Consider the following 26,283-nt stretch of genomic DNA (forward strand, 5'->3'; position numbering starts at 1 on the left):
GTACCTCGGTTTCGGCCTGGTCGGTGCGGCCGCGCAGGTGCAGGACGTGGGCGGCGCCGTGGCGTACGGAGAGGGTGAGCAGGTGCTGTTCGCCGAGCACGGTACGGCGGGCCTCGTACACCACCCTGAACTCCTGCTCGGCGGACTCCAGTCGGCCGCGGTCCATCAGCAGGTCGGCGAGGTTGTGGCGGACGGCGAGGGTACCGGGGTGGCGGGGGCCGAGCGTGTCGACGCAGTCGGCGAGGACGGTGCGGTACTCGGTTTCGGCCTGGTCGGTGCGGCCGCGCAGGTGCAGGACGTGGGCGGCGCCGTGGCGTACGGAGAGGGTGAGCAGGTGCTGTTCGCCGAGCACCTCGCGCCGCGCCTCGTACACCTCGCGGAACTCGTCCTCGGCGGCTTCGAGCTGGCCCCGCTCCTTCAGGAGGTCGGCCAGATTGTGGCGGACCACCAGGGTGTGCGGATGCATGTCCCCGAGCAGCCTGCGGCGGACCTCGAACACCTCGCGGAACTCCAGCTCGGCGTCGCCCGGCCAGCCCCGGTCGCGTAAGACGGTGGCGAGGCCGTAGCGCGCCGCGACCGTCTCCGGATGGTCCTCGCCGTAGGCGTCCCCGCGCAGCCGCAGCACCGTGCGGAACTCGTCCTCCGCCTCCGTGAGCAGGCCCCGGTCGCGCAGTACGTCGGCCAGGTCGTGGCGGACCGCGAGCGTGTCGGGATGGCGCTCGCCGAGCACCTCCACACAGATCCCGAGGGTGTCCCGCAGCTCCTCGTCCGCCCGGCGGAACATGCCCCGTTCGTGCCGGAGCCGGGCGAGGTCGTGGCGGGTGGCCAGGGTGTCGGGGTGCCGGTCGCCGAGCTCGTCCCGGTAGGCGTCGAGCAGCAGTCCGTACTCCTCCTCCGCCTCGGCGAGCAGCCCACGCTGCTGCTTCATCCGGGCCACGCCCTTGCGCGCGGCGAGGGTCAGCGGATCGCCCTCGCCGAGCAGCGTGCGGCGGGTCGCGTACACCGTGCGGTACTCCGCCTCCGCCTCCGCCGGCCGGCCCCGGTCGCACAGCAGCTCCGCCAGTGCGTACCGGGCGTCGGCGGTCTCACCGGCCGCGTCCCCGAAGAGGGACCGGGTGTCGTCGAGGACCGCCCGCACCGAGGTCTCGGCGGCCGCGAGACGGCCGCGCAGCTGGAGCAAGTGCGCTGCCGCGGAACGGACTTCGAGCGCGTCCGGGTCCCGGGGGCCGCAGGCGAGGACGACCGGCTCGCAGGCGTCGAGGACCGCTTCCGCCCGGTCCAGCCAGCCGACCTTGAACAGATGGCGCGCCCCGGCCGCCGTGGCCCGCAGCGCCTTGGAGACCAGCTCGTCGTCGGCCTCGTAGGGATCGTCGATGAGCGCCAGCGGGGCGTCGCAGTGCGGCAGCAGCAGTCGCCAGCGCGGCCAGTCCTGCGGGTCGCCCTCGCTCAGCTCGGCGGTGGCCGAGACCACCAGGTCGGCGACGACCGAGGCGTACTGCGCCAGGTGCTCGGTGAGATCCCGCTGGTGGCGGCCCGCGTCCCGGACCAGCGGATGCAGCAGCAGCGTGCGCGCGGCGTCCCCGCCCCCGCGCGGGGTGTGCAGCTCGATCAGACCGAAGTCCGCCAGTGAGGTGAGCGCGGTGAACACCTCCTGCGCGGTGACGCCCGGCAGCAGCGACGACTCGGCGAGCCGGTCGGGACGCAGCAGCCCGACGAGCGGGACCGGCGCCTCGCCCAGGCAGCACAGCAGCCGCATCAGCGGCCGGGCCTGGTCGATGCCACGCCGTTCCAGCAGGTCCAGCGAGAGCTCCCAGGTGCGGCTCACCTGGACGGCCGAGGTGGTGCCCGGCTGCCCGGGCGGCTCCTCGTCGAGGAGTTCCGTGAACCGTTCGTCGAGGGCGGCCCGGTACTCGGCGTACGTCCGGATCGTCTGCGTGCCCGGCCAGGCGGGGAACGCGGAGGCCGCCGCGAGGTGCGCGCCCGCGATCCGCAGCGCCAGGGGCAACCCGCCCAGCCTGCGGGCGAGTTGCTCCGCGTCCGCCCGCGGCCCCGACCGCTCACCGGCCAGATCCAGGAGTACGTCGGTGGCGTCGCCCTCGTCCAGGGCGTCCACGGGGTGCAGTGTCGCCCAGGGCCCCCAGGTCGCGGGGCTGCTGTCACGGCTGGTGATCAGCACCAGGCCCGGCAGCTCGGCGGCCGGCCGGATCCAGCCGGTGCCCTCCGCCAACCGGCCCTGCGGCGCGAGGTGTTCGGGCTCGTCGGCGTTGTCCACGATCAGCAGCCAGGGGTACGCGGTGTCGCGCAGCCGCCGCCACAGCAGATCCGTCGCGCTCGAACGCCCCGACCAGGCACGGTCGATGAGATCCGCAGGTGTGCCGAGCGCGGCGACCACCTCACGCATCCCGGCGCTCAGCGCGGCCGGGTTGCCGGCGGTCACCCACCACACGTCCACGCCCAGCGCGGCGGCGTACGCGGCGATCTCCAGCGCCACCGTCGTCTTGCCGCTGCCGCCCATGCCGTGCAGCACGCGCACGCCCGAGGTCGGCTTGCCCACCAACTGCTTGAGCGTGTCGAGGAGAACCTCCCGGCCACGGACGCGGCGGTCGAGGCGGCCCAGCGGCGGAGCCACGGTGAGGGCCCCGGGCGGACGCGGCGGAGCGGCGGCCGGGCCGAGCTGGAACCGCGCGTCGGGCGCGTGAATGACGGTCACGGACGGCACCGACGACCCGAACTCGGCGACGAACGCGCCGAGGTGATCGCCGAGCGACGGGTCACGCGCGAGCAGGTCGCGCAGCGTGGCGTGCCACTGGTCCTGCTGTTCGCGCAGCACCAGCTCCCGCCGGTCGGCGGGCGCCGCGTCGATCGCCGCACGGGCGCGGTCCAGCTCAGCCACGCTGCCCCGGCCCAGAATCCGTGTGAGTCTGCGCCGGGCGGCCGACCACGCGTCGGTGGTCATCAGCCCGACCATCGTGCCCGCGGCAGCGGCGGCGGTCTGAGCGAAGAGATCAGCCCCGAACAACGAGGACCCCCTGTCGGCACACCCCTCGACGGCTCTGTCCGAACTGTCTTCAGGTTCTCATGTCGCCTGCGGAAAAGGCGACTTGAGACCATTTTGGCCACTGGGCCGTTCCTCGCGACCGCGTGCGGGAACGCGGTGGGCCGTCGGTCCAGGCGCCGGCCGGCGTACGGCACCGGACCGGGGCCGGCGCGAGGTCGGCCCGGGAAGGACCTCTCCGGAGCCCGTGCAGGCCCTTTACGTCCGAATTCACGCGATGGTGTGATCATGTCCGGGCCCGCGGATGCCCCCGGGAGGCCCTGGGTAGGGCCCGGCCATGACGCAGCCGTTCGTACTCCCGCACTTCTACATGCCGTATCCCGCGCGGCTGAACCCCCATCTCGACGAGGCCCGCGCGCACACGACGGAGTGGGCGCGCGGGATGGGCATGCTGGAGGGCTCCGGCATCTGGGACCAGTCCGACCTCGAGGCGCACGACTACGGCCTGTTGTGCGCGTACACGCACCCCGACTGCGACGGGCCGGCGCTCTCGCTCATCACCGACTGGTACGTGTGGGTGTTCTTCTTCGACGACCACTTCCTGGAGACCTTCAAACGCAGCCAGGACCGCGAGGGCGGCAAGGCCTACCTGGACCGGCTCCCGCTCTTCATGCCGCTCGACCTCGCCACGCCCGTGCCGGAGCCGCAGAACCCCGTGGAGGCCGGCCTCGCCGACCTCTGGGCGCGCACGGTGCCGGCGATGTCCCTGGAGTGGCGCAGGCGCTTCGCCGTCTCCACCGAGCACCTGCTGAACGAGTCGCTGTGGGAGCTCTCGAACATCAACGAGGGACGGGTCTCCAACCCCGTCGAGTACATCGAGATGCGCCGCAAGGTGGGCGGCGCCCCCTGGTCCGCGGGGCTCGTCGAGTACGCGACCGCCGAAGTGCCCGCCTCCGTCGCCGAATCGCGGCCCCTGCGGGTGCTGATGGAGACGTTCTCCGACGGGGTGCATCTGCGCAACGACCTGTTCTCGTACCAGCGGGAGGTCGAGGACGAGGGCGAACTGAGCAACGGCGTCCTCGTCCTGGAGACGTTCTTCGGCTGTACGACGCAGGAGGCCGCGGAGACGGTCAACGACATCCTCACCTCACGGCTGCATCAGTTCGAGCACACGGCGCTCACCGAAGTGCCCGCGCTGGCCGTGGAGAAGGGGCTCACCCCGGACGAGGTGGGGGCGGTAGCCGCGTACACGAAGGGGCTCCAGGACTGGCAGTCCGGCGGCCATGAGTGGCACCTGCGGTCCAGCCGTTACATGAACGAGGGGGCCCTGTCGCAGGGAGAGCCCTTCGGCGCCGCCGGGTTCGGGACGTCCGCCGCCGACATCGGCGCGCTGCTCTCCGCGGCCGGGGCGGAGCGGCTGCGCTCGTACACCCATGTCCCCTTCCAGAAGGTCGGGCCCTCTCGACTCCCCGACTTCTACATGCCGTTCCAGGTGACGCTCAGCCCGCACCTGGACGGGGCCCGGCACCGTCTCACCGGCTGGATGCACGACATGGGCATGCTCCAGGAGGGCGTCTGGGACGAGGACAAACTCCTCGCCTACGACCTGCCGTTGTGCGCGGCGGGCATCCACCCGGACGCCGCGCCGGAGGCCCTCGACATGAGCTCCCAGTGGCTGGCCTGGGGCACCTACGGCGACGACTACTACCCGCTCGTCTTCGGCAACCGCCGCGACCTGGTCACCGCCAAGCTGGTCACCGCGCGGCTGTCGGCCTGCATGCCCATCGACGGCGAAGAGGTCCCCGTCCCGGTCAACGGCATGGAGCGCGGTCTCATCGACCTCTGGCAGCGCACCGCCGCGGACATGACCCCGGACGAGCGGCGCCAGTTCCGGGCCGCGGTCGACGTGATGACGGAGAGCTGGCTGTGGGAGCTGTCCAACCAGATCCAGCACCGCATCCCCGACCCGGTCGACTACCTGGAGATGCGCCGCGCCACCTTCGGCTCCGAACTCACCATGAGCCTGTGCCGCATCGGCCACGGCCGGAAGGTGCCGCCGGAGGTCTACCGCAGCGGCCCTGTCCGCTCGCTGGAGAACGCGGCCATGGACTACGCGATGCTCCTGAACGACGTCTTCTCGTACCAGAAGGAGATCGAGTACGAGGGGGAGGTGCACAACGGCATCCTGGTCGTGCAGAACTTCTTCGGCTGCGACTACCCGACCGCGCTGAACATCATCCACGACCTGATGACCCAGCGCATGCAGCAGTTCCAGCATGTCGCCGCCCATGAACTGCCCCTCCTCTACGAGGACTTCAAGCTCTCGGAGGAGCTGCGGGGAATCATGCAGGGCTATGTCCTGGAGCTGCAGAACTGGTTGGCGGGCATCCTGAAGTGGCACCAGGACTGCCGTCGTTACGGCGCTGCGGACCTGGCCCGCCGTGCCCACGGTTTCGTGCCGGACCAGGCACCGGCCCTGCCCTTCAGCCGGCCGGCGACCGCGCTGCCCGCGTCCGCCTGAGTGCCGCCCGGGCCGCCTCGGAGAGCTCCGCGAGGAGCCCCGAGGCGGCTTCGGCGACCCACGGGCCGTCCCTGGTGGTGGTGCGTGGACGGCCGATGTGGGGACAAACCTCTCGAACGTGGATAACAGTCTCACTCGTTAGGGAATCGTCGCGCGCCGGAGCGCCGGGTAGAGCATCTGCCGGAGGCGATCCATGGAACAGACTGCGTTGCGTCCCAAGCCGATGCCGGGCCGGGAGCCGGACGACGGCCGGAAGCCGGGCGGCGGCCCCCGGCGCCCCCATGCCGCGCGCCGGCGCGGCCGACGGCTCATGACCCTGCTCTTCGGCCTGTTCGTCGGGACGGTCCTGGTGCTGGCCGGGGTCGGACTCGGCACCGTGGGCGCCACGGTGATCGGGATGAGCAAACTGGCCGACCTGCAGAAGCAGGCCGGAGCGGGAGCGCCGGGACTGCCCGCGCCCCCCGGGAAGCCGGGAGCGTCCGGAAAGCCGGGGTCCTCCGGGCAGTCGGGGCGAACGGGGCGGCCGGGGCAGCCCTCCGGGCCGGTGCCGTCCACCGGCTCCAAGTCGGCTCCGGGCAGCGGGAGTCCGGTTCCCGGGAAGGACACGGCCCGGTCCACGCTCGGCATCGAGGCCGTCGACGCCCCCAAGGGCGCCGGAGCCGTCGTCGTCGGTGTCCACGTGCCCGGCCCGGGCTACACCGCCGGCCTGGTCCGCGGTGACGTCCTGGTCGCGCTCGGCGCGACCCGCGTCGGCTCGGCCGCCGACCTCGCGCGGGCGGTCGCGGTCGCGTCCCCGGGTACGGCCGTCACGCTCACCGTGCTGCACGCCGACGGCAGCCGGCAGCGGCTGTCCACGACCCCGGGCGTGGTCACGTAAGGGGCGGGCAGTCGGTGAGCGGCACCGACGGGACGGATCTCCGCGACCCCGTGGCGGGCTCTCGGCGCCGGACCTCCCCGGGAGCCGGCAACGGCACAAGGACCTGTCCTGCGGATCAGGCCGCGGACGCGGGGTCCGGCACCGGCCGGCCCGATCCGCCGGACAGGCCCCAACCGGCTCGCGTACGCCCCGGCGGAGGGGCAGGATGCTGCCCGGAGCCCCACCGGGGAAGTCCGGACCGACGGAGGTACGCATGACCGGCACACCCGAGCCTTTCACCGCAGGTGACTACGAGGCCCGGATGCGGCAGGCCGCGGAGGCCGCCGCGCACGCCGGACTCGACGGTGTACTGGTCGCGCCCGGGCCCGATCTGGTGTGGCTGACCGGGTACCGGCCCGTGGAGACCGAGCGGCTCACCGTGCTGGTGCTGCGGCGCGGGCAGGATCCCGTGCTGGTCGTGCCCACCCTGGAGGCCCCGGACGCGGCAGCGGCGGCCCCCACCCTGGCGCTCCGCGACTGGACCGACGGCCAGGACCCGTACGAGGCGACCGCGTCCCTCCTCGACGCGAGCGGTGGCTTCGGGGTCAGCGACAACGCCTGGGCCATGCACCTGCTCGCCCTCCAGAAGCGGCTGCCGGACACCCGGTACATCTCCCTCACCGAGGCCCTGCCGATGCTGCGCGCCGTCAAGGACCCGGCGGAACTCGAGCGTCTGGCGGCCGCCGGAGCGGCCGCGGACGCGACGTACGAGGAGATCGTGAAGGTTCCCTTCGCCGGCCGCCGGGAGACGGAGGTCGCCGCCGATCTCGCCGATCTGCTGCGCCAGTTCGGGCACTCCCAGGTCGACTTCACGGTCGTCGGCTCCGGTCCGAACGGCGCCAACCCGCACCACGAGGCCGGCGACCGCTTCATCGAGCGCGGAGACATGGTCGTCCTCGACTTCGGCGGTCTCAAGCACGGCTACGGCTCCGACACCTCCCGCACCGTCCACGTCGGCGAGCCCGACGACGAGGAGCGCAGGGTGCACGACATCGTGCGCGCGGCCCAGGAGGCCGGGGTCGCGGCGGTCACCCCGGGGATCCCCTGTCAGGAGGTCGACCGGGCGGCCCGCGCGGTCATCGAGGACGCCGGATACGGAGACCGCTTCATCCACCGCACCGGCCACGGCATCGGTGTCACCACCCACGAGCCGCCGTACATGATCGAGGGCGAGGAGCAGCCCCTGGTACCCGGAATGTGCTTCTCCGTGGAGCCGGGCATCTATCTTCCCGGCCGCTTCGGGGTACGGATCGAGGACATCGTGACGGTGACCGAGGACGGCGGGCGCCGTCTCAACACCACCTCCCGCGAACTGGTGGTCGTCGACTGACCGGCGGACCATGAGGAGAGGCACCCACCACGTCCCCGACGGCAACGGCGCGACCATGACCCAGGCATCGACACCGACCGCGGACACCGTCCGCCGACTGGTCCGCTCCCTGCTGGCCGAGGGCGGCCGGGCGGCCCCGGGACCGGACGTCCGGCCCGTCTCCGAGAGCGGCGGGCACACGACCTGGTGGGTCGGCACACACCATGTGCTGCGGCTCGCCCCCGACCGTGACGCCTCCCTGCGCCGGCGCCGCGAACTGCGCCTGCGCGACCTGCTGCGCCCGCACCTGCCCGTCGCGGTCCCGGCGAGCATCGCGCAGGGCGAGTGGACCACCGGCCTGGCCTACACGCTCGACACCAGGCTGCCCGGCGCCAGCGCCGAGGAGCAGACCGTCTCGGCCGCGGGTGAGGCGGATCTGGCGGGGCTGCTGACCGGGCTGCGCGAGGTTCCCGCGCGGCAGGCCGAGGCGCTCGGCGTCCCGGCCGTCGCGCCGCGCTCGCTGGAGACCCTGCGCGCGGCCGCCACCCAGGCGGCCCAACGCCTCGCCGCCGCCGACGAGTTCGACCCCGCCCGGCTCGGCCGGCTCACCGCGCCCGCGGCGGTGCAGCTCGCCGCGCAGGCGGCCACCCCGGTCCTCGTGCACCACGACCTCAGGGGCGAGCACCTCATCGTCAGCGCCGACGGCCGGGTGCGGGGTGTCCTCGACTGGACCGGCGCGGTGACGGGCGACCCGGCCGAGGACATCGCCGGGCTCGCCCTCGCCGTCGGGGCGCCCGCGGCCGCACGTGCGGCGACCCTCGCCGGGTACGGGGCACGCCCCTGCCTGCGCGGACTGTGGCTGGGCCGCTGCGACACCGTGATCCGTCTCGCGGACCGGCTCCGGGGCACCGACGACAGCTCCCTGCCGCTGCTGCGGACCCAGCTGCGCCGGGCCTGGGAGCCGATCCTGCTGGAACGCGTCACGGACCTGCGGGAGGAAGCGGACGAGACGCCTTGACGGCCTCTCGCACCCGGGACCTCACAGGGCTCGCCGTAAACGGCCCCTCACGGTGCGCCCGGGGCCCCCACAGGGCTCGCCGCAAACGGCCTCACGCCTGCGTCAGCTAACCGTGCGCCCCGGGCCCCCACAGGGCTCGCCGCAAACGGCCTCACGCCTGCGTCAGCACCACGCAGGACTCGCCCGGCAGGTTCAGCAGTCCGTCCGTGCCCGGCGCCTCCACGGGCTCCCACGCGGCGAGCACGCGCACGTGCTGGATGCCGAGGGGGATCACCGCCCGCTCCTTGCCGAGGTTGAGGGCCACGCGCACGTCACCGCGCCTGAGGGCGAGCCAGTGGCCCGCCTCGTCGTACGCCACCTTGACCGCGGCGAGGTCGGGGTCCGAGAGGTCGGCGTGACGGTGACGGAGAGCGATGAGATCGCGGTACCAGGCCAGCACGCGCGCGTGGAGCCCGTCGCCGTGCCCTGGGTCGGGCTCGGACCAGTCGAGGCACGAGCGGTCCCGGGTCGCCGGGTCCTGCGGATCGGGGACGTCCTCCTCGGCCCAGCCGTGCGCCGCGAACTCCCGCCGCCTGCCCCGGCGTACGGCCTCCGCCAGCTCCGGGTCCGTGTGGTCCGTGAAGAACTGCCAGGGCGTGCCCGCGGCCCACTCCTCGCCCATGAACAGCATCGGTGTGAAGGGGCCGGTGAGCGTCAGCGCGGCCGCGCAGGCCAGCAGCCCGGGGGAGAGGGACGCCGAAAGCCGGTCTCCCTGGGCGCGGTTGCCCACCTGGTCGTGGGTCTGGGTGTAGCCGAGCAGGCGGTGGGCCGACACGCGTGTGCGGTCCAGGGGGCGGCCGTGGTGGCGTCCCCGGAAGGTCGAATACGTCCCGTCGTGGAAGTAGCCCGACGTGAGCGTCTTCGCGAGCGCCGCGAGCGGGGCCCGCGCGAAGTCCTCGTAGTAGCCCTGCGACTCACCGGTCAGCACCGTGTGCGCACAGTGGTGGAAGTCGTCGTTCCACTGCGCGTGCAGGCCGAGGCCGCCCTCCTTGCGGGGGGTGATGAGCCGCGGGTCGTTCAGATCCGACTCCGCGATCAGGAAGAGGGGCCGGCCCAGGTCGGCGGCGAGCTCGTCCACGGCCGTCGACAGCTCCTCCAGGAAGTGGCACGCGCGCGTGTCCACCAGCGCGTGCACGGCGTCCAGACGCAGTCCGTCGAGCCGGTAGTCGCGCAGCCAGGCCAGCGCGCTGCCGATCAGGAACTCCCGCACGTCGTCCGAACCCGGGGCGTCCAGGTTCACGGCCGAGCCCCAGGGTGTCTGGTGCGTGTCCGTGAAGTACGGTCCGAAGGCGGGGAGATAGTTGCCCGAGGGGCCCAGGTGGTTGTGCACGACGTCGAGCACGACTCCCAGGCCGAGCTCGTGCGCCCGGTCGACGAAACGCTTCAGTGCCTCGGGACCGCCGTACGGCTCGTGCACGGCCCAGAGCGAGACCCCCTCGTACCCCCATCCGTGCCGCCCCGGGAACGGGCACAGGGGCATCAACTCGACGTGGGTGACGCCCAGTTCCGCGAGATGGCCGAGCCGCTCGGCGGCCGCGTCGAGGGTCCCCTCGCGTGTGTACGTGCCCACGTGCAGTTCGTACAGCACCGCACCCGGCAGCGCGCGCCCCGCCCATTCCCCGCGCCAGTTGTAGCGCTCCTGGTCGACGACCGCGCTCAGCCCGTCCGGGCCGTCCGGCTGGTGCCGGGAGCGCGGGTCGGGCAGCACGGGCCCGTCGTCCACCGCGAACCCGTACCGCGTCCCGTCCTGCGCGTCCGCGTCTCCCGCCCACCACCCCACGCGCTCGGGATCGCGCTCCAGCGCACGCGTGGCGTCGCCCCAGTGGAGCGTCACCCGGTCGGCCTGTGGTGCCCACACCTCGAACTGCACGGACGGTTCTCCCTCGTCTGCTCAGCGTGACGTAGCCCGTCCATCCTGCGGCATCCGAGATCAATTCGCTTTTGAATCCACCCTTTTGCCGCGCCGAAGAGCCCTGTCGCCCGTTTCCCCGTTGACCCGTTTTCTGGACACCCTGCCCCCGCTGTCCGACAATCACCACTGTGACGTCGTCTTTCGAGTTCCACACGTACCCCGCGCGGTTGTCGGACGCCGAGCGTGACAGGGCGCTGAAGGTGCTCCATGACGGCGTCGCCCTGGGGCGCCTCTCGCACGACACGTTCATCCGGCGCATGGAGCTGGCGCTCGCCGCCCGCCGGTCCGACGAACTCGCCGTGCTCACCGCCGACCTGCGACCCGAGAGCCGCTGGTCGCGGCTGGTGTTCGGCAGTGTCGAGGCCGTCTCCGGCTTCGGGGTACGGCTGCGCAGGGCCTGGTGGGTTGAGCGGCTGCCCAAGCTGCTGCTGCCGCACCCGGAGAGCGGTTATCCCCTGCGCATCGGCCGCGATCCCGCGAGCGGTCTGCGGCTCAACCACGAGACGGTCTCCCGCGTGCACGCGGAACTGCGCCGCCAGGGCGGCCTGTGGGTGCTGCGCGACCTCGGCTCCACCAACGGCACGACCGTGAACGGGCGGCGGGTGATCGGCGCCGCCGTCGTCCGGGACGGCGACCAGGTGAGCTTCGGGCGGATGGACTTCCGGCTCTCCTCGGACTGACGCGAGCGGTGGTACGGCGTCCGGGGTGAGCCGTCGTGCAAGCGTGCCCGCCGGCCGAGCTCTGGCCTGGGTTTTACGCTGCGAGGTTGCCAACTTCCGGGTCCTTCCACGGTGTTGACGTACCCCTGGAGCCGTGACTGACTGTGCGTACACCAGGCACACCAGGTGAACCGACGGCACCACCCAGGGGAGGTGTGCCCTGCCGCCACTCCTCCGCTATCCGACCCTGGACGAACTGAGCGCCCGCGCGGCCGCGCTCGTCGCCCGCCAGCCGAGGGACGCCAGGCTGCGCCGCGCGGGAACATCACGGGCAGGCAAGCCCCTGTGGCTGCTCTCCGTGGGACACGGCAGCCGGCAGGCCCTCGTCGTCGCCGGACCGCACGCCAACGAGCCGGTGGGCGGCGCCACCGTCCTGCGGCTCGCCGAGCGGGCCCTGGCCGATCCCCGGCTGTGCGAAGGCGCCGACGCCACCTGGAACCTGCTGCTCTGCCTCGACCCGGACGGCGCGCGCCACAACGAGCGCTGGCTGTCGGGCCCGTACACCCTCGGTCACTACTTCCGGCACTTCTTCCGCCCCGGCTTCATGGAACAGCCCGAGTGGCTGCCCGAAGGCGCGGAGGGCGCAGCCCTGCCGGAGACCCGCGCCCTCCTGGAGCTCCAGGACGAGCTGCGGCCCTTCTTCCAGTGCTCCCTGCACGGCGTCGACGTGGGCGGCGGCTTCGTCGAGCTGACGCGTGACCTGCCCGGCCTCCCGCAGCGCGTCGCCCACACCGCCGCCCGGCTCGGCATCCCGCGCGAACTCGGCCCGTACGACACCCTGTACTGGCCGACGCTCGGTCCCGCCGTCTACCGCATCCCGCCCCCGCGCCGGGGCGACCTCGCCGCCGCCATCACCGAGGCCGCGGTGGAGTCCACGTGGTTCCACCCGCATCCGTACGGCACGGTGACGGCCGTCGTCGAAGCGCCCATGTGGGGCGTGGCCGCCGTGGAGGACGCGCGGCCGGCCGCCGACGGCGACGCGGTGCTGCGCACCGTGAGCCGGGCACTGCGTCACGACACGGGGCTGCTGGAGGGCATACTCGCGCGGCTGCGGCCGTCGGTGGGCGCCGCGCCGGACGCGGCCCGCCTCCTCGCGCCGGTCGACGACTATTTACTGGTCGGCCCCGGGCTCGCCGACTCATGGGACCCCGACACGCACGCGGCCGGCACGCGGTCTCTGCCCCCGCTCAACACCGCCCGCCTCACGGCCCTGGGCATCTCGGGGCGCCGGGTCGCACTGCGTACCGCGGGACTGCTGCACCAGCTGGCGAGCGGCGCCGGGCCCGACGCGGCCGGTGTGCTGCCGGTGCTCGACCGGCTGATCGACGCCTGGTGCGCCGACTACCACGACGGTTACGGGGCGCGCTGGGTGCCGGTCGCCCGCCAGGTCGAGTTCCAGGCACGCGTGGTGCTCGCCGCCTTCGAACTGGCCGGGCGGTACGCGCCCGCGCACTCCCGTTCGGGTGAGCCCGAGTGGGGTTCGGGGGCCGCCGTGCCGATGCACCGGGAATGACAAAAAACACTCAGGCGGTACGTGGCGCACTGCTGGCGGCGACGGCCCTCCTCGCCGTGGGTCCCACTCCGGCCCATGCGGCGCCCCGGGAGGCGGTCCCGGGCAACTGGCTGTACCTCACGGTCACCACCGGCGACACCCGCTCCGGTGACACCCGCGGCACGCTGCTGCTCTGCGACCCGCCCCAGGGCCACGTCCGCGCGGCACAGGCCTGCGAGGAGCTCCGGGCGGTGCAGGGCGACATCTCCCGCATCCCGCTCAGCGCCGACGCCGTCTGCCCCATGGTCTACGCGCCGGTGACCGTCTCCGCACGCGGCGCGTGGTCCGGCCACCGCATCGAGTACGGCCGCACCTTCGCGAACTCCTGCGTGCTGAGGGCGGAGACGCGGGCGGTGTTCGCGTTGGCGGGGTGAAGGGTGCCCCGGGTGCGCGCCTGGCTCTGGGTGCGCGCCTGGTGTGTTCGATGAGCATGGGTTTTCGGTGTGCGTGCTTGGCGGGGTGAGGGGTGCCCCGGGTGCGCGCCTGGCTCTGGGTGCGCGCCTGGTGTGTTCGGTGAGCATGGGTTTCCGGCGTGCGTGCGGGGACGTGCGGGCGGGTGGTGCACGCGGGGCGTGTGTGCCGGTGTTTCGCGCCGGGCGTGATCATCGTGGTGTGCGCCGGGCGTGTGCTGCGGTGGCTGGCGCGGGGCGTGCAGGACGTGCAGGACGTGCAGGGCGTGCGGAGCTTGCGCGGGGCGCACCCCGACCGCCCCGCGCCCCCTACGGTCTCGTACGCCCCCTACCGGCCCCGTACGCCCCCGGCCCGCCCCTCACGCCGGCCCGTCACACTGCCTCCTCACGCCGGCCCGTCACACTGCTCCTCACGCCGCCCTGTCGCGGGCGTGGCGCGCCGCTGCGATCACTGTGCGGGACTGGTGCTCGACCTGGTTCTCCAGTGGCACCCAGCGGGCGCGGAAGCGTTCGGCGAAGGCCTCGCTCCAGAGGGCGACGAGCTCCTGGAGACGCGGGGCGGCGAGGTCGTCGGCCTCCTGAAGCACCCGCAGCAGCATCGCCGCGGCCCGCAGCGGCAGCCGTCGGCCGAACGCGTCGACGCTCCCGATGTACGCCATCGTGCTGTCCGGAGGCGGGCCGTGGACCCAGTCCCCGGCCAGCCCCGGGACCAGCTCCAGCGCCCACTTGGCGGCCCGCAGCAGCGGCCCCTCGGGACCTGGCAGCCGCGGCAGCGCCTCGGCGAGGATCCGCTCCACCTGCGTCGCGTCCCGCGTCAGCCGTCGCGCGAGGTGCCTGAGCGCGGCGGCTGGGGCGGGATGCGGGGCCGGATCGTCCACGAGGTCGCTCGCCCACATCGGCACCTCGACGACCGCCGTGAGACCGCCGTACCGGTGGGCGTGGTACCAGGTGCTGTGCCGGGCGTCGTCGGGCATGCTCGGGTACGCCGCGTCCGAGCCGGGCGCCGGCATCACATGCACCCCTGGCCCCGAGGCGGGCCAGCCGGCCGCGTCCGAGGCGCCCGTCTCCACGGGGATGTGCAACTCCGCCGCGGACTTGGCGAACGGCTCGGCGAGCCCGGGAATGTCCTTGGTCAACTGCACCCAGCTGCCGCCCAGGTCGGTCCCGTGCAGGGTCACCTGGAGGTAGGGCCGCAGCTCGTCGATGACCCGGGTGAGGGCGCGTGTCTCGGGCGGCAGCCGGTCGGGCGGCAGCACGGAGGGCGACCACTCCGGCTGCTCGGGCCCCGCCGGGCGGAAGAAGCCGAGGTGGTAGTCGAGCAGGGTGCGCGGCGCCGGCGTCACGTGCAGGCTCGCACCGTCCGGGTCCGCGCAGAGCAGGAAGTGCCACGACGTCTCGGCCCGTAACTCGCGCTCCTGGACGACTCGTTCGGCCAGCGCCAGCAGCGTCGAGCCGCCGGTGGGCTCATTGGCGTGCGCGCCGGCGACGACGAGCACGGCTCGGGACGCATGCCCTACGGACAGCAGATGCAGCGGCCGGCCCGCGCGGGAGACGCCGATCTGTTTCAGCCCGCACAGCGCGGGACGGTGAGCCGTCAGCGCCCGTGCGGACGCGACGAGTTCGGTCACACTGGGGTAGCGATGCTCCGGCAGGAGACTCACCCCCGACTTGTCCGCCCGACGTCGCATCCGCAGTACTCCATGCATTGGATGAACTGTCAAGGAGTCGCCGGGGCGGCTCCAGGGGGCGCCAGGGAGCATTTACCGCCAGCGGGGGGTACCGCACTGCCGCTACCGCTACTCCGCGCCCCGAACCACTGCCCAATGGAGCCCGGCGAGGTAGGGAGGCGCGGGTTCACCGCCGATGTAGGCATCCCCTCGCCGGGTTCCCGTTCAGGCCGACGCGGACGCGGCCCCCCGTACCGCTTACTGCTGGTGCAGACTGCGCCCCGCGAGCGTGAGGAAGGCCTCGCCGACCGCCTCGGACAGCGTGGGGTGCGCGTGGATGTGCCGGGCCACGTCGGACGGTTGCGCGTCCAGCCGACGATCAGCTGGCTCTCCGCGACCATCTCGGAGACGTTCGGACCCACCAGGTGCACCCCGAGCACCTGCCCGCCGCCCTGCTCCGCGATCACCTTCACCATGCCGCCCTGGCCGTGCACCATGCCCTTCGCGACGGCGGTCAGCGGCATCGTGTTGACATCGGCCTCATGCCCACGCGCGCGTGCCTCCGCCTCGGTCAGCCCCACCGACGCGGTCTGCGGAGACGAGTACGTGACCCGGGGCACCGCCGCGTAGTCGACCGGCGCGGACGGCACCCCGGCCAGTGTCTCCGCCACCAGCAGGCCCTCGGCGAACGAGGCGTGGGCCAGACCGAGCGACGGCGGGGGCAGCAGATCGCCCACCACATGGATGCCGGGTACGGCCGTCCTACGGGACGGTGCCGACGTCACCCGTACGGGGGTACGCGGACTGCGCTCCGCCGTCCGAGGTGGTCGGCTGAGCACAGCCGCGCGCGAATCTCCGCGCGCAGACACCGAGGCGGGAGGCCGGCGGTGCTGTGCCCTCACGGACTGCCTGGCGGTGCCACGCCCCTGGCCCCGGCGCTCGAGAAGCCGCCCCCGCGCCCGGCCCCGGCGAGTCTGCGGGCGCCCGGGACCGAGGCCGACCCGTACCCGCTCTACCGCAGGCTCCGTGAGAGTTCGCCGCTCGTGTACGACGCGGCCTTCGGCGCCTGGCTCATCAGCCGGTACGCGGATGTTCGCGCCGCTCTCGCGGACCCCCGGCTCGTCACGCCGGGGGAGCGGCCGCTCGCGCACGCCGAGGGCGCGGAAGCGCTGCTGTACTCGGCACTCCAGGAGGGTGCCCTCACCGCCGGGATCGGGCGCGTCGCCCATGTGCTCGCCAGCCGGCTGTCCGCGCGGCAGGAGGCCGACCTCGTCACCGAGTTCTGCCAGTGGCTGCCGGCCGCCGCGGTGGTCGTGGCGCTCGGTCTGCCGCGCGATGCCACCGCACGCGTCCGGGACTGGTGCCTGCGGGGTGGCGGCGCCCCGCACGTGACGGCTGCCGTGCACGGCGGTGCGAAGGGGACGGGGAGCCCCGGAGGGGACGGGCCCCGCCAAGCCCCCGGCGGCCCCTGGGACGCCCTGCTGCGCCCGCTGGTGGCCCGCCGCCGGACGCATCCGCGCGCCGATCTGCTCTCGGTGCTGTGCACCGCCCGGATCGACGGCCGTCCGCTGCCGGACGCGACCGTGACGGGCCTCGCCGGGACGCTGCTCGACGCGACCGCGGGGACCGCCCACGCCCTCGCGTCGTTCGTGGCCAACCTCCTTGATCATCCGGGGCAGTTGGAGCTGATCCGAGCGCATCCCGGGTTCATCTCGGGAGCCTGGACGGAGTCACTGCGCCGCGACCCGCCGCTGCACATCGTCCTGCGCCGGGCCGCCGAGCCGGTCGGCGCGATACCCGCGGGCGCGACCGTCGCCTGTCTGCCGGGTCGCGGCGGGCCGCGACCCGGCCCGCTTCACCGACCCGGACCGCTACGACGCCTTCCGGGCCGACGCCGCGGACTTGGCGTACGGCGCCTTCCGGGCATCCACCGAGGAACCGGCGTACGGCGCCTTCCGGACCGACGCCGAGGCGCCGGCGTACGGCGCCTTCCGGACCGACGCCGAGGCATCGGCGTACGGCGCCTTCCGGACCGACCCCGAAGACCTCGCGCACGGCGCCATCCCCGCCGACCCCAGGGCGTCGGCCGGCCCCAGGGCGTGGGCCGGCCCCAGGGCATCGGCGTACACCCCCCTCCTGACCCGCCCCGGCGACCCCGGCGCAGCATTGGCCCGCCGTACCGCCGAGCACGGGCTGTGTGCCCTGCTCGACGCGCTGCCGCAGCTGCGCTGGGCGCCGGGCTTCCGGCCCAGGCCCGAGGGTCTGGTCAGCCGCTCACCCCGGACCCTTCTGGTCCGCCTTCGCTGACGTCGGCGATCCGCTCCAGCAGGACCACCGGCAGTTGCGCGAAAAGCTCCTCCACGCGTGCGTGCCCGGTGAACTCCCGCCCCGGGACGAGCACATCGGCCCACCGGCCGTACGGCAGCTCCAGACGGGTGTCGCGCCAGCCACCCGCCTCCGCCAGCCGCAGTGACAGCCGCGTGACCGCCGTGATCACCTCCCCGGAGCGGACGAACGCCACACAGTGCCCCGCTCCCGGACCCGTGGCCGCCAGGGGCGTGTACGTCCCCGCGTCGCCGAAGACGTCGGGGCGCCGCCTGCGCAGCCGCAGGGCGGCCGTGGTGAGCGCGGCCTTCGCGGACGGCAGCTCCTGCGGCGCGAAGGGCTGTCGGTTGTCCGGGTCGACGAGGGCCCGGTACTCGCCCTCGGTGCCCTGGTAGAGGTCCGGTACGCCCGGCATCGTCAGGTGGAGCAGAGCGGCCCCCAGGACGTTGGCCCGGATCCACGGCTCCAGGGTGCCCCGGAAGTCGTGCACGCGTTGTCCTGGAGCCCCGCACGGGCCTTCCTCGACGAATGCCGCGACCTCCTCCTCGTACGTCTGGTTCTGTTCGGTCCACGAGGTGTGCAGCCCGGCCTCCCGGACGTGCTTCAGCAGGGCCCCCTGCACCCGGTCCCCGTCCGCGGGGCCGAGCCCGAAGACCGTCTGCCAGGCGGCCCACGCGAGCTGCGGGTCGGGCACTCCGGCCCCGACGCGGGTCACCTCGGCCAGTACGTCGGCCCACCGCTGCGGGCACTCGGTCAGCACGGAGAGGGCCGCGCGCACGTCGGCGCTGCGTTTCGTGTCGTGTGTCGACAGCACGGTGCCGGTGCCGGGCCAGTCGCGCTGCACGCGCGCGCAGTAGGCGTGGAAGTCCTCCGGGGACACGGCGGGACTCCCCGGGTCTCCGCCCACCTCGTTCGTCGACAGGAGCGGCACATAGCGGTAGAACGCCGTGTCCTCCACGGACTTGGCACGCAGCGCGGACGCGGTCTGCGCGAACCGGGCCCGGAACTCCGCGTGCCCCGGCTCGTCCCCGGCCCGCCCGAGCACCAGGTTCCGTACGACCTCCACGGCCTGTGCCTCCTCGGGGACCGTGAAGACCGTGCGGGCCTCGGCCGCGGCCTCCTCGGTGACGACGGACGCCGCGTCCCCGGAGGTGTACGGCCGGTACACCTCCAGGCGGACCAGGAGCTCGCGCAGCGCCGTGCGCAGGGCCCACGGGGCGCGGTCGCGCAGGACGGGGTCCGGCGAGGCCGCGCACAGCCGGCTCGCCGCACGGGTGAGGCGGTCGACCTCGGCGGCCAGCTCGTGCGTGACGACCTTGTACGCGGCGCGCCGCACCGTCGCTTCGTAGTGGCCGCCCCGGTCGGCCTGAGGCGCCGCGAACCGGCGGTACTGGCCGAGGAGTTCACCGGCGCCCGCCGGGTCCGTGAAGAGGCCGTCCAAGTGCCGCAGGGCGTCGTATCCGGTGGTGCCGGCGACGGGCCAGGCCGCGGGCAGCGGCTCCCCGTCGGCGAGGATCTTCTCGACCACCGTCCAGCGGCCGCTCGTCGCCTCGTGCAGCCGGCGCAGGTACGCGTCGGGGTCCGCGAGGCCGTCGGGGTGGTCGATGCGCAGCCCGTCGACGACGCCCTCGTCGAGGAGCTCCAGGATCTTCCCGTGGGTCGCGGTGAAGACGTCCGGGTCCTCCACCCGCACCCCGATGAGCTCCGAGATGGTGAAGAACCGCCGGTAGTTGAGCTCGGTGCGGGCCAGCCGCCACCACGCCGGGCGGTACCACTGCGCGTCGACGAGCTGCGGCAGCGGCAGCTTCTCGGTGCCGGCCCGCAGGGGAAAGACGTGGTCGTAGTAGCGCAGGACGTCGCCGTCGACCTCGAACTGCTCGATCTCCGTACCGAACGGCTGCCCGAGCACCGGGAGCAGTACCCGGCCGTCCTGGGCCTCCCAGTCGATGTCGAACCAGCGCGCGTACGGCGACTCGGGGCCCTCGCGCAGGACCTCCCACAGCGCGCGGTTGTGCCGCGGGGACATCGCCATGTGGTTCGGCACGATGTCGACCACCAGGCCCAGGCCGTGCTCCCGCGCGGTGCGGGCCAGAGAGCGCAGGCCCTCCTCGCCGCCCAGTTCCTCCCGCACGCGCGCGTGGTCCACGACGTCGTAGCCGTGCGTCGAACCGGGGACGGACTCCAGGACGGGGGAGAGGTGCAGATGAGAGACGCCGAGCGAGGCCACGTACGGCACGGCCGTCTCGGCGTCCCGGAAGGTGAACTCCGGCTGCAGCTGCAGCCGGTACGTCGCCGTGGGAACCACCATCGGGTCAGGACGCTCAGATGTCATGGGAACCTACGTACCCGCCCGGCCGCCTTTCGTGTCATCGACGCACGCGCGGGCACGCTCGCGGGTGGTTGGTTTCGACCGATGGGGACCTCCGGGCAGCACGGCGCGCTGAAGACGTACCGCACGGTGATCGGGCTGACGGGCCCGTCGCTGCCCGTCGTGTCCTTCCTCGGCCGGCATCCGACCGCCACCGTCCACGGCTCGCGGAGGTGACGGCCTTCGCGACGAGCGCGCTCGTCGGCGGCCCGGCACTCGCCGTCGCCGTCACCGGCCACTTGGCCGAGTCGTACGGACCCGCCGCGGCCTTCGCCCTGGGCAGTACGGCCGCGGCGTTCACCCGTGTGATCGCGCTGACGGCGCGTCCCGCGACGTACCCGCGACAGCCGCGCGGAGCGGGCGGTACGACGGAAGGGCACGCCACGGACAGGGCGACCACGGAAAACGCCCTCCACGCGCGCGTGCCCTCCGGCACCGATCACCTCCCCGGCCAGGCGGACCGCTCACTCACCGGCCGGGCGACCTCGTCCGGCAACGACCCCTGTCAGGCCGGCCGCTGCAGCACCGTCATGCTCCGGTCCACCAGGGTCAGCCGGTCCCCGGCCTGGATCTTCGGGCCGGTCTCCGGGGCACCCCCGTCCGCGCGTGCGGTGTCGACGACCACCTGCCACTGCCGCCCGTGATTGACCGGAATCACGAACTCCAGTGTCTTGGGCGAGGCGTTGAACATCAGCAGGAACGAGTCGTCGGAGATCCGCTCGCCGCGCGGACCCGGTTCGGAGATCGCGTTGCCGTTGAGGAAGACGGTCAGCGCCCGCGCCTGCGCGGAGTCCCAGTCGCGCTGGGTCATCTCCTTGCCTTCCGGTGTGAACCAGGCGATGTCCGACAGATCGTCGTGGGTGCCCTCCACCGGCCGCCCGTGGAAGAAGCGCCGGCGCCGGAGGACGGGATGGTCGCGCCGCAGCCACACCATCGCGCGCGTGAAGTCCAGCAGCTCGCTGCCGTCCTCGGGCCACGGCACCCAGGACAGGTCGCCGTCCTGGCAGTAACCGTTGTTGTTGCCGCGCTGGGTGCGCGCGAACTCGTCGCCGTGGCTGAGCATCGGCACACCCTGGGAGAGCATCAGCGTCGCCAGGAAGTTGCGCATCTGCCGCGCTCGCAGCTCCAGCACGGCCGGATCGTCCGTCTCGCCCTCGACTCCGCAGTTCCAGGACCGGTTGTGGCTCTCGCCGTCGCGGTTGTCCTCTCCGTTGGCGTCGTTGTGCTTCTCGTTGTAGGAGACGAGGTCGTGCAGGGTGAAGCCGTCGTGACAGGTCACGAAGTTGATGGAGGCCAGCGGGCGACGGCCGTCGTCCTGGTAGAGGTCGGAGGAACCGGTGAGCCGGGACGCGAACTCCGCGAGCGTGCGCGGCTCGCCGCGCCACATGTCCCGCACGGTGTCCCGGTACTTGCCGTTCCACTCGGTCCACAGCGGCGGGAAGTTGCCCACCTGGTAGCCGCCCTCACCGACGTCCCAGGGCTCGGCGATCAGCTTCACCTGGGAGACCACCGGGTCCTGCTGCACCAGGTCGAAGAACGACGACAGCCGGTCCACCTCGTGGAACTGCCGGGCCAGCGTCGCCGCGAGGTCGAAGCGGAACCCGTCGACGTGCATGTCGGTCACCCAGTAGCGCAGCGAGTCCATGATCATCTGCAAGACGTGCGGGGAGCGCATGAGGAGGGAGTTGCCGGTTCCCGTCGTGTCCATGTAGTAGCGCGGATCGTCGGTGAGCCGGTAGTACGACGGGTTGTCGAGCCCCTTGAAGGACAGCGTCGGGCCCAGGTGGTTGCCCTCGGCCGTGTGGTTGTAGACGACGTCCAGGATGACCTCGATGCCGGCCTCGTGCAGCGCACGGACCGCCGACTTGAACTCCAGGACCTGCTGTCCGCGGTCGCCCCAGGAGGCGTACGCGTTGTGCGGGGCGAAGAAGCCGATGGTGTTGTAGCCCCAGTAGTTGTTCAGGCCCATCTCCACCAGACGGTGGTCGTTCACGAACTGGTGAACGGGCATCAGTTCCAGCGCGGTGACGCCCAGTTTGGTCAGGTGTTCGATGATGGCGGGGTGGGCCAGCGCCGCGTAGGTGCCGCGCAGCTCGTCGGGCAGCGCCGGGTGCTTCATCGTGAGGCCCTTCACATGGGCCTCGTACAGCACGGTGTGGTGGTACTCGGTGCGCGGCCGCCGGTCGTCGCCCCAGTCGAAGTACGGGTTGACCACGACCGACGCCATCGCGTGCGGCGCCGAGTCCAGGTCGTTGCGCTTGTCGGGCGCCCCGAAGTGGTAGCCGTAGACCTCCTCGCCCCACTTGATCTCGCCGCTGATCGCCTTCGCATACGGATCGAGCAGCAGCTTCGCCGAGTTGCAGCGCAGCCCGCGCGCCGGCGCGAACGGACCGTGCGCACGGAAGCCGTACCGCTGCCCGGGCATGATCCCCGGCAGATACGCATGCCGTACGAACGCGTCGGTCTCCCGCAGCTCCACCGCTGTCTCCGAGCCGTCGTCGTCCAGCAGACACAGCTCGATCCGGTCGGCGGCCTCCGAGAAGACCGCGAAATTGGTTCCGGCGCCGTCGTACGTCGCGCCGAGTGGATACGCCTCTCCAGGCCAGACCTGCATGGATACGACTCTTCCAGTAGTGCCTTGCCCCTGGGGGCGACTCCGGGCCGAGTCTCCCCGAAAGTAAGGGAACCTCGTAGGACTTACGTCCCTCTTACCCAGTGACCGGGGCATACGCGGTATGCCGAACCAGTGGGGCTCCAAGGACCACAAGCGACACAGGGGGAGTAGGGGGAGAATGTGCGCAAGATAGCGCAGCGCCATCTCGGCAAGGTGGTGGCGGGAGCGGCCATCGCGGTGGCCGGGACGGCGGCGATGGTCGCGGTCACGCTGCCGGGAGCGGCGGGGGCCGACGACTCCGGGGGCACCAAGGGGGCGGGCCGGACCTCCCAGGGGGCGGGGCAGGAGCAGGGGGCCGCGCAGCCGGGCGTCGTGGAACAGGCGCCGGCCGAGGGCGACAAGGGCAAGGGCCGCGACCCGCTGACCGACGACGAGTTGAAGCGGGTCGAACAGATCGCGCTGAACCGGCAGCTGTTCTCCTCCAGTGAGAACGTCGAGGGCGACCGCGGTCCGCAGCGCATCGGCGCCGACCTCGCCGAGCCCGAAGCGGACGAACTGGACAATCCGAACGCGCCGCGCCGCGCCGACGTCCGGTTCTACGACTACAAGGACGACACGCTCGTCACCAAGACCGTCAACCTCGACACCGGGAAGGTCGAGCAGACGGACACCCAGCGCGACGTCCAGCCGCCCATCAGCCACGACGAGATGGTCGAGGCCGCCCAGCTGCTGATCGCCGAACCGCTCGGCGCCGGTCTGAAGGCGGACTACAAGGACGCCACCGGCAAGCAACTGACCTCGCCCGACCAGCTGATGCTCAACAGCATGGTCTACCGGGCGACTTCGGGTGCGCAGCCCGCCGTGCTGGCCGACTGCGGCAAGCACCGCTGCGTACGGCTGTTCCCCAAGGTCAAGAACGGGCCCTGGATCGACAGCCGTGACCTCGTGATCGATCTGAGCGCCCGCAAGGTCGGCAAGCTCGGCTGAGCCGCGGCGCGGCTGACCCCCGCCCGCCGGCACGCCGGCCCGTCTTTCCGGCTCCGTCCGTCTTTCGTGCTCTTCTTTCGTGCTTTCTGCAAGGGAGTCCCTTCTTCATGCGCGTCAACAGAATCAGCCGTGCCCGCAGCCGGACGGCGGTGGGCCTCTCGGTGGCCGCGCTCGCCGTCGGCGCGACGACCGCCGCGGGGCCGGCCGTGGCCCAGCCCAAGGCCGCCCCCACGGCGGCCGCCGACTGCAGCGCGGCGTACAAGATCGAGCAGACGCTCTCCACCGGCACCACCTGGCGGATGTGCTGGCACTACGAGAGCGAGGCCGGGCTCGTCCTGGAGAACATCTCGTACCAGCCCAAGGGCGAGGCCCAGCCGATCAAGGTCCTCACCAGCGCCAAGCTCGCGCAGATCCACGTGCCCTATGACGACGGCAAGGCCGAGTACAGCGACCTCACCGGCGCCGGCTTCGGCCAGGGCCTGATGAACATGGCCCCGGGCGAGTGCCCCGGCGGCTCCATCAAGACCGTCAAGGTCCCCGAGGCCTGGGACCCGGCGCACGCCAACGTCAAGGGCCTGTGCGCCACGACGCGTTCGCGCGGCCACGCCTACCGCATGCAGGGCGACACGGCGAACAAGGTCTGGCAGACCCAGGGCAAGGACCTGCTCGTCTACACCGTCAACCAGGTCGGCTGGTACGAGTACATCACCGAGTGGCGCTTCCAGGACGACGGCACCCTCCACATGAACGTCGGCGCCACCGGCAGCCTCTCGCCGGGTGACTACAACGCCGGTGACGGCCGTGGCTGGCCCATCGGCAAGAACGCCACGTCGTACGCCACCAGCCACAGTCACAATGTCTTCTGGCGGCTCAACTTCGGCCTGGACGGCTCCTCCAAGAGCAAGGTCGAGCAGTACGACTCCACGGTCAGCCCGCCCGCCAACGGCAACGAGGGCCCGACCAACAAGACCACCCGCACCAAGGTCACCAAGGAACTCGCCGGCGACGCCAAGAACATGCGCTGGTGGCGCGTGGTCAGCAACTCCGGCAAGAACAAGGACAATCACGCGCGTTCGTACGAGATCGTCCCGGGTGCCACCACCAAGTACCTCGGCCGTCCGTACACCAAGCACGACATCTACTTCACCGAGTACAAGAAGTGCGAGCAGTTCGCCAGCGACAACCTGCGCAACTGCGGTACCGGTGGCGGAAAGTCCGTCGACAAGTGGGTCAACGGGCAGACCCTCACCCACCCCATTGTGTGGATGAACGTGGGCTTCCACCACGTCGCCCGTGACGAGGACCAGCAGCCCATGCCGGTCCACTGGCAGGGATTCTCGATCGCCCCGCGCGATGTCACCGCTATGAATCCGCTCACTCCCGCCGACCTCGCGGACCAGAACGGACAACCCAGAGAAGGTAGTTGAGAAACGACCTGTCCATCGGGCTGCACCGCCGACCGGTCCCGGAGTACCCTTCCTTGATCGTTGATTGGGGCCTGGCCCCTGGGGAGAGCTCGGGGGAGCGGAAGGCGGTGCGCGGGTGGGCTCGGGAGGGCTGGAGTTGCCTCCTGGTGACGAGGGTCACGAGGGGAACTCCACAGATGTCCCGCCCGGCGCGGTGTCCCTGGCACGGCCGATGGAAATGGGATCCATTGGACCGGAACTGGACTGGGGCGCCGACGCCTGGCGCGAGGTGCGCACACGCGCCCAGCGCGCCGGCCGGGCGTACATCTGGCTGAATCTGGTCGAACAGCGGCTGCGCGCGGTCGTGGCCGCCGTTCTCCGCCCCATCTACGAACCAGTCCACGGCGACGAGTGGGTGGTCGCCGCGGCCGGACCCGCCGGACAGGAGTGGGTGCAGCGCGCTGTCGCCGTACGCGAAGTGAGCCGCCGCAAGGGCTACTTGCTCGACCCGGCCGACGACAACGTCCTCAGCTTCCTCACGCTGCCCCAGCTGCGCGAGCTGATGGTGCAGCACTGGCCGTGCTTCGAGCCCTACTTCGACGAGCGCCGGGACGTCGAACTCGCCCTGGACGAGCTCGAAGTCACCCGGAACGTGGTCTCCCGCAACCGCGCCCTGTCCGAGGCCGTACTGGCCCAGGCGGAGCGCGCCTCGGCCCGGCTCCTGGAGATCCTCGGCGCGGGCAGCGACGTCCCGTCCGCCCGCCGGCTGCCCGTCGACGCGGTCGAGAATCTGGTGGGCGACCGGTACGCGGACGTCGTCGCCGTCCACTCGGACCGGGTGCGGCTGCTGCGGCAGTTCCCCGCGGAGGACCTCTTCGGCGGCGCCCGCCGGCTCGACGCCATCGGCATCGGCCTGAACCTGCTGGTGCAGAACTTCTCCGGGCGGCGCCTCGTGCGGCTGGCCGAATCGGGCTGCCGGGTACGGCTGCTCTTCCTGAACCCCGCCTCCAGCGCGATCAAACGGCGCGAGCGCGAACTGGGCATCAAGCGTGGCGAATTGGGCCGGGCGGTCGAGATGAACATCCTGCACATGCGCCGGGTCAGGGCACGGCTGCGCGATCCCGACGCCTTCGAAATCCAGGTCTTCGACGAGACGCCGCGCTTCACCGCCTACCTCGTCGACGGCGACGGCTCGGACGGTGTCGCCGTCGTGCAGTCCTATCTGCGCCGGACGCGCGGGATGGAGGCGCCGGTGCTGGTACTGCGGGGCGGCGGCCGAGTGGTCAAACCGGATGAGACCGGCGAAGAGGGTCTTTTCCCGACATACCGCGAGGAGTTCGAGGTCGCCTGGGCGGACTCGCGGCCGGTGTCCTGAAGCGGGTGTCCTGCGGCCGGTGGCCCGGAGCGCCAGGCTTCCGCATGTCAGGGGCCGGGGCGGGCGGCCGTGGTCCGGGTGAAGCGGAACGCGCTCCTCGGATTGTCAGTGGTGCATGGGATCGTGGAGACCACTGGGGGAAAGCACCAC

The 26,283-nt window shown here is 72.5% G+C and carries 17 protein-coding genes and 1 pseudogene; 12 read left to right on the plus strand and 6 right to left on the minus strand.

Annotated elements, in window-relative coordinates:
• The coding region (locus ACFVYF_RS24885) for a tetratricopeptide repeat protein (RefSeq protein WP_389458704.1) at window positions 1-2,956 on the minus strand (2,956 nt) is incomplete at its 3' end.
• A 376-nt stretch (window positions 2,957-3,332) separates the two neighbouring features.
• Between ACFVYF_RS24885 and cyc2 the strand changes: the two genes are divergently transcribed.
• The 4 genes from cyc2 (at window position 3,333) to ACFVYF_RS24905 (ending at window position 8,759) form a co-directional block, all read left to right on the plus strand.
• A complete protein-coding gene (gene cyc2 / locus ACFVYF_RS24890) occupies window positions 3,333-5,516 on the plus strand; it encodes a germacradienol/geosmin synthase Cyc2 (protein ID WP_389458706.1) in 2,184 nt (727 codons plus the stop codon).
• Between the two features lie 193 nt (window positions 5,517-5,709).
• Entirely contained in the window at window positions 5,710-6,393 is a 684-nt protein-coding gene (locus ACFVYF_RS24895) for a PDZ domain-containing protein (protein WP_389458708.1), read from the plus strand.
• Between the two features lie 253 nt (window positions 6,394-6,646).
• On the plus strand, window positions 6,647-7,762 hold the full coding sequence (locus ACFVYF_RS24900; protein WP_389458710.1) for an aminopeptidase P family protein: 1,116 nt from the start codon (window positions 6,647-6,649) through the stop codon (window positions 7,760-7,762).
• 55 nt (window positions 7,763-7,817) lie between these two features.
• Entirely contained in the window at window positions 7,818-8,759 is a 942-nt protein-coding gene (locus ACFVYF_RS24905) for an aminoglycoside phosphotransferase family protein (protein WP_389458991.1), read from the plus strand.
• A gap of 151 nt (window positions 8,760-8,910) precedes the next feature.
• On the opposite strand, the gene treZ is transcribed toward ACFVYF_RS24905, so the two are convergent.
• Window positions 8,911-10,668, minus strand: a complete 1,758-nt coding sequence (gene treZ / locus ACFVYF_RS24910) for a malto-oligosyltrehalose trehalohydrolase (RefSeq protein WP_389458712.1) — start codon at window positions 10,666-10,668, stop codon at window positions 8,911-8,913.
• A gap of 170 nt (window positions 10,669-10,838) precedes the next feature.
• Between treZ and ACFVYF_RS24915 the strand changes: the two genes are divergently transcribed.
• The 3 genes from ACFVYF_RS24915 (at window position 10,839) to ACFVYF_RS24925 (ending at window position 13,355) form a co-directional block, all read left to right on the plus strand.
• Window positions 10,839-11,390, plus strand: coding sequence for an FHA domain-containing protein (locus ACFVYF_RS24915; RefSeq protein ID WP_389458714.1), 552 nt, complete (start codon window positions 10,839-10,841; stop codon window positions 11,388-11,390).
• Between the two features lie 226 nt (window positions 11,391-11,616).
• Window positions 11,617-12,942: a M14 family zinc carboxypeptidase gene (locus ACFVYF_RS24920; protein WP_389458993.1), complete on the plus strand. Its 1,326-nt coding sequence runs from the start codon at window positions 11,617-11,619 to the stop codon at window positions 12,940-12,942.
• A complete protein-coding gene (locus ACFVYF_RS24925; RefSeq protein ID WP_389458716.1) occupies window positions 12,939-13,355 on the plus strand; it encodes an SSI family serine proteinase inhibitor in 417 nt (138 codons plus the stop codon). The genes ACFVYF_RS24920 and ACFVYF_RS24925 overlap by 4 nt, the downstream gene beginning before the upstream one ends.
• A gap of 446 nt (window positions 13,356-13,801) precedes the next feature.
• Here ACFVYF_RS24925 and ACFVYF_RS24930 read toward each other — a convergent pair whose 3' ends face one another.
• Complete coding sequence (locus ACFVYF_RS24930; protein ID WP_389458995.1) at window positions 13,802-15,052, minus strand: M14 family zinc carboxypeptidase; 1,251 nt, start codon at window positions 15,050-15,052, stop codon at window positions 13,802-13,804.
• A 264-nt stretch (window positions 15,053-15,316) separates the two neighbouring features.
• Window positions 15,317-15,822, minus strand: a pseudogene (locus ACFVYF_RS24935) (dihydrolipoyl dehydrogenase); the annotation flags it as partial.
• Between the two features lie 1,138 nt (window positions 15,823-16,960).
• On the opposite strand from ACFVYF_RS24935, the gene ACFVYF_RS24940 reads away from it, so the two are divergent.
• Entirely contained in the window at window positions 16,961-17,365 is a 405-nt protein-coding gene (locus tag ACFVYF_RS24940; protein WP_389458718.1) for a hypothetical protein, read from the plus strand.
• Here ACFVYF_RS24940 and treY read toward each other — a convergent pair.
• The gene (treY, locus tag ACFVYF_RS24945; protein ID WP_389458719.1) at window positions 17,325-19,715 is read right to left on the minus strand and encodes a malto-oligosyltrehalose synthase; all 2,391 of its coding nucleotides are present in this window, start codon (window positions 19,713-19,715) and stop codon (window positions 17,325-17,327) included. The two genes, ACFVYF_RS24940 and treY, sit on opposite strands and share 41 nt — an antisense overlap.
• 81 nt (window positions 19,716-19,796) lie before the next feature.
• Between treY and ACFVYF_RS24950 the strand changes: the two genes are divergently transcribed.
• Window positions 19,797-19,928 (plus strand): hypothetical protein, encoded by a 132-nt coding sequence (locus ACFVYF_RS24950; RefSeq protein WP_389458721.1) that lies wholly within the window; start codon window positions 19,797-19,799, stop codon window positions 19,926-19,928.
• Between the two features lie 328 nt (window positions 19,929-20,256).
• On the opposite strand, the gene glgX is transcribed toward ACFVYF_RS24950, so the two are convergent.
• Window positions 20,257-22,365 carry a glycogen debranching protein GlgX gene (glgX, locus tag ACFVYF_RS24955; protein WP_389458723.1) on the minus strand — a complete coding sequence of 703 codons (2,109 nt, stop codon included), beginning with the start codon at window positions 22,363-22,365 and terminating at the stop codon, window positions 20,257-20,259.
• 180 nt (window positions 22,366-22,545) lie between these two features.
• Between glgX and ACFVYF_RS24960 the strand changes: the two genes are divergently transcribed.
• The 3 genes from ACFVYF_RS24960 to ACFVYF_RS24970 all read left to right on the plus strand — a co-directional run bounded on the left by ACFVYF_RS24960 (window position 22,546) and on the right by ACFVYF_RS24970 (window position 26,133).
• Entirely contained in the window at window positions 22,546-23,352 is an 807-nt protein-coding gene (locus tag ACFVYF_RS24960; RefSeq protein ID WP_389458725.1) for a Tat pathway signal sequence domain protein, read from the plus strand.
• A 107-nt stretch (window positions 23,353-23,459) separates the two neighbouring features.
• Entirely contained in the window at window positions 23,460-24,779 is a 1,320-nt protein-coding gene (locus tag ACFVYF_RS24965) for a copper amine oxidase (RefSeq protein WP_389458727.1), read from the plus strand.
• Window positions 24,780-24,894: 115 nt separating this feature from the next.
• Complete coding sequence (locus tag ACFVYF_RS24970; protein ID WP_389458729.1) at window positions 24,895-26,133, plus strand: SAV2148 family HEPN domain-containing protein; 1,239 nt, start codon at window positions 24,895-24,897, stop codon at window positions 26,131-26,133.
• The last annotated feature ends 150 nt before the right edge of the window (window positions 26,134-26,283 follow it).

Source organism: Streptomyces sp. NPDC058274 (assembly GCF_042881375.1).
In the GTDB taxonomy this organism is placed as follows: Bacteria; Actinomycetota; Actinomycetes; order Streptomycetales; family Streptomycetaceae; genus Streptomyces.

Excerpts from the sequence above, each read along its gene's own strand:
- ACFVYF_RS24950 (WP_389458721.1), top strand. The coding sequence starts at position 19,797 with ATGGGGACCTCCGGGCAGCACGGCGCGCTGAAGACGTACCGCACGGTG.
- treY (WP_389458719.1), bottom strand. The coding sequence starts at position 19,715 with ATGACATCTGAGCGTCCTGACCCGATGGTGGTTCCCACGGCGACGTAC.
- glgX (WP_389458723.1), bottom strand. The coding sequence starts at position 22,365 with ATGCAGGTCTGGCCTGGAGAGGCGTATCCACTCGGCGCGACGTACGAC.
- ACFVYF_RS24965 (WP_389458727.1), top strand. The coding sequence starts at position 23,460 with ATGCGCGTCAACAGAATCAGCCGTGCCCGCAGCCGGACGGCGGTGGGC.
- ACFVYF_RS24905 (WP_389458991.1), top strand. The coding sequence starts at position 7,818 with ATGACCCAGGCATCGACACCGACCGCGGACACCGTCCGCCGACTGGTC.
- ACFVYF_RS24925 (WP_389458716.1), top strand. The coding sequence starts at position 12,939 with ATGACAAAAAACACTCAGGCGGTACGTGGCGCACTGCTGGCGGCGACG.
- ACFVYF_RS24900 (WP_389458710.1), top strand. The coding sequence starts at position 6,647 with ATGACCGGCACACCCGAGCCTTTCACCGCAGGTGACTACGAGGCCCGG.
- ACFVYF_RS24895 (WP_389458708.1), top strand. The coding sequence starts at position 5,710 with ATGGAACAGACTGCGTTGCGTCCCAAGCCGATGCCGGGCCGGGAGCCG.
- cyc2 (WP_389458706.1), top strand. The coding sequence starts at position 3,333 with ATGACGCAGCCGTTCGTACTCCCGCACTTCTACATGCCGTATCCCGCG.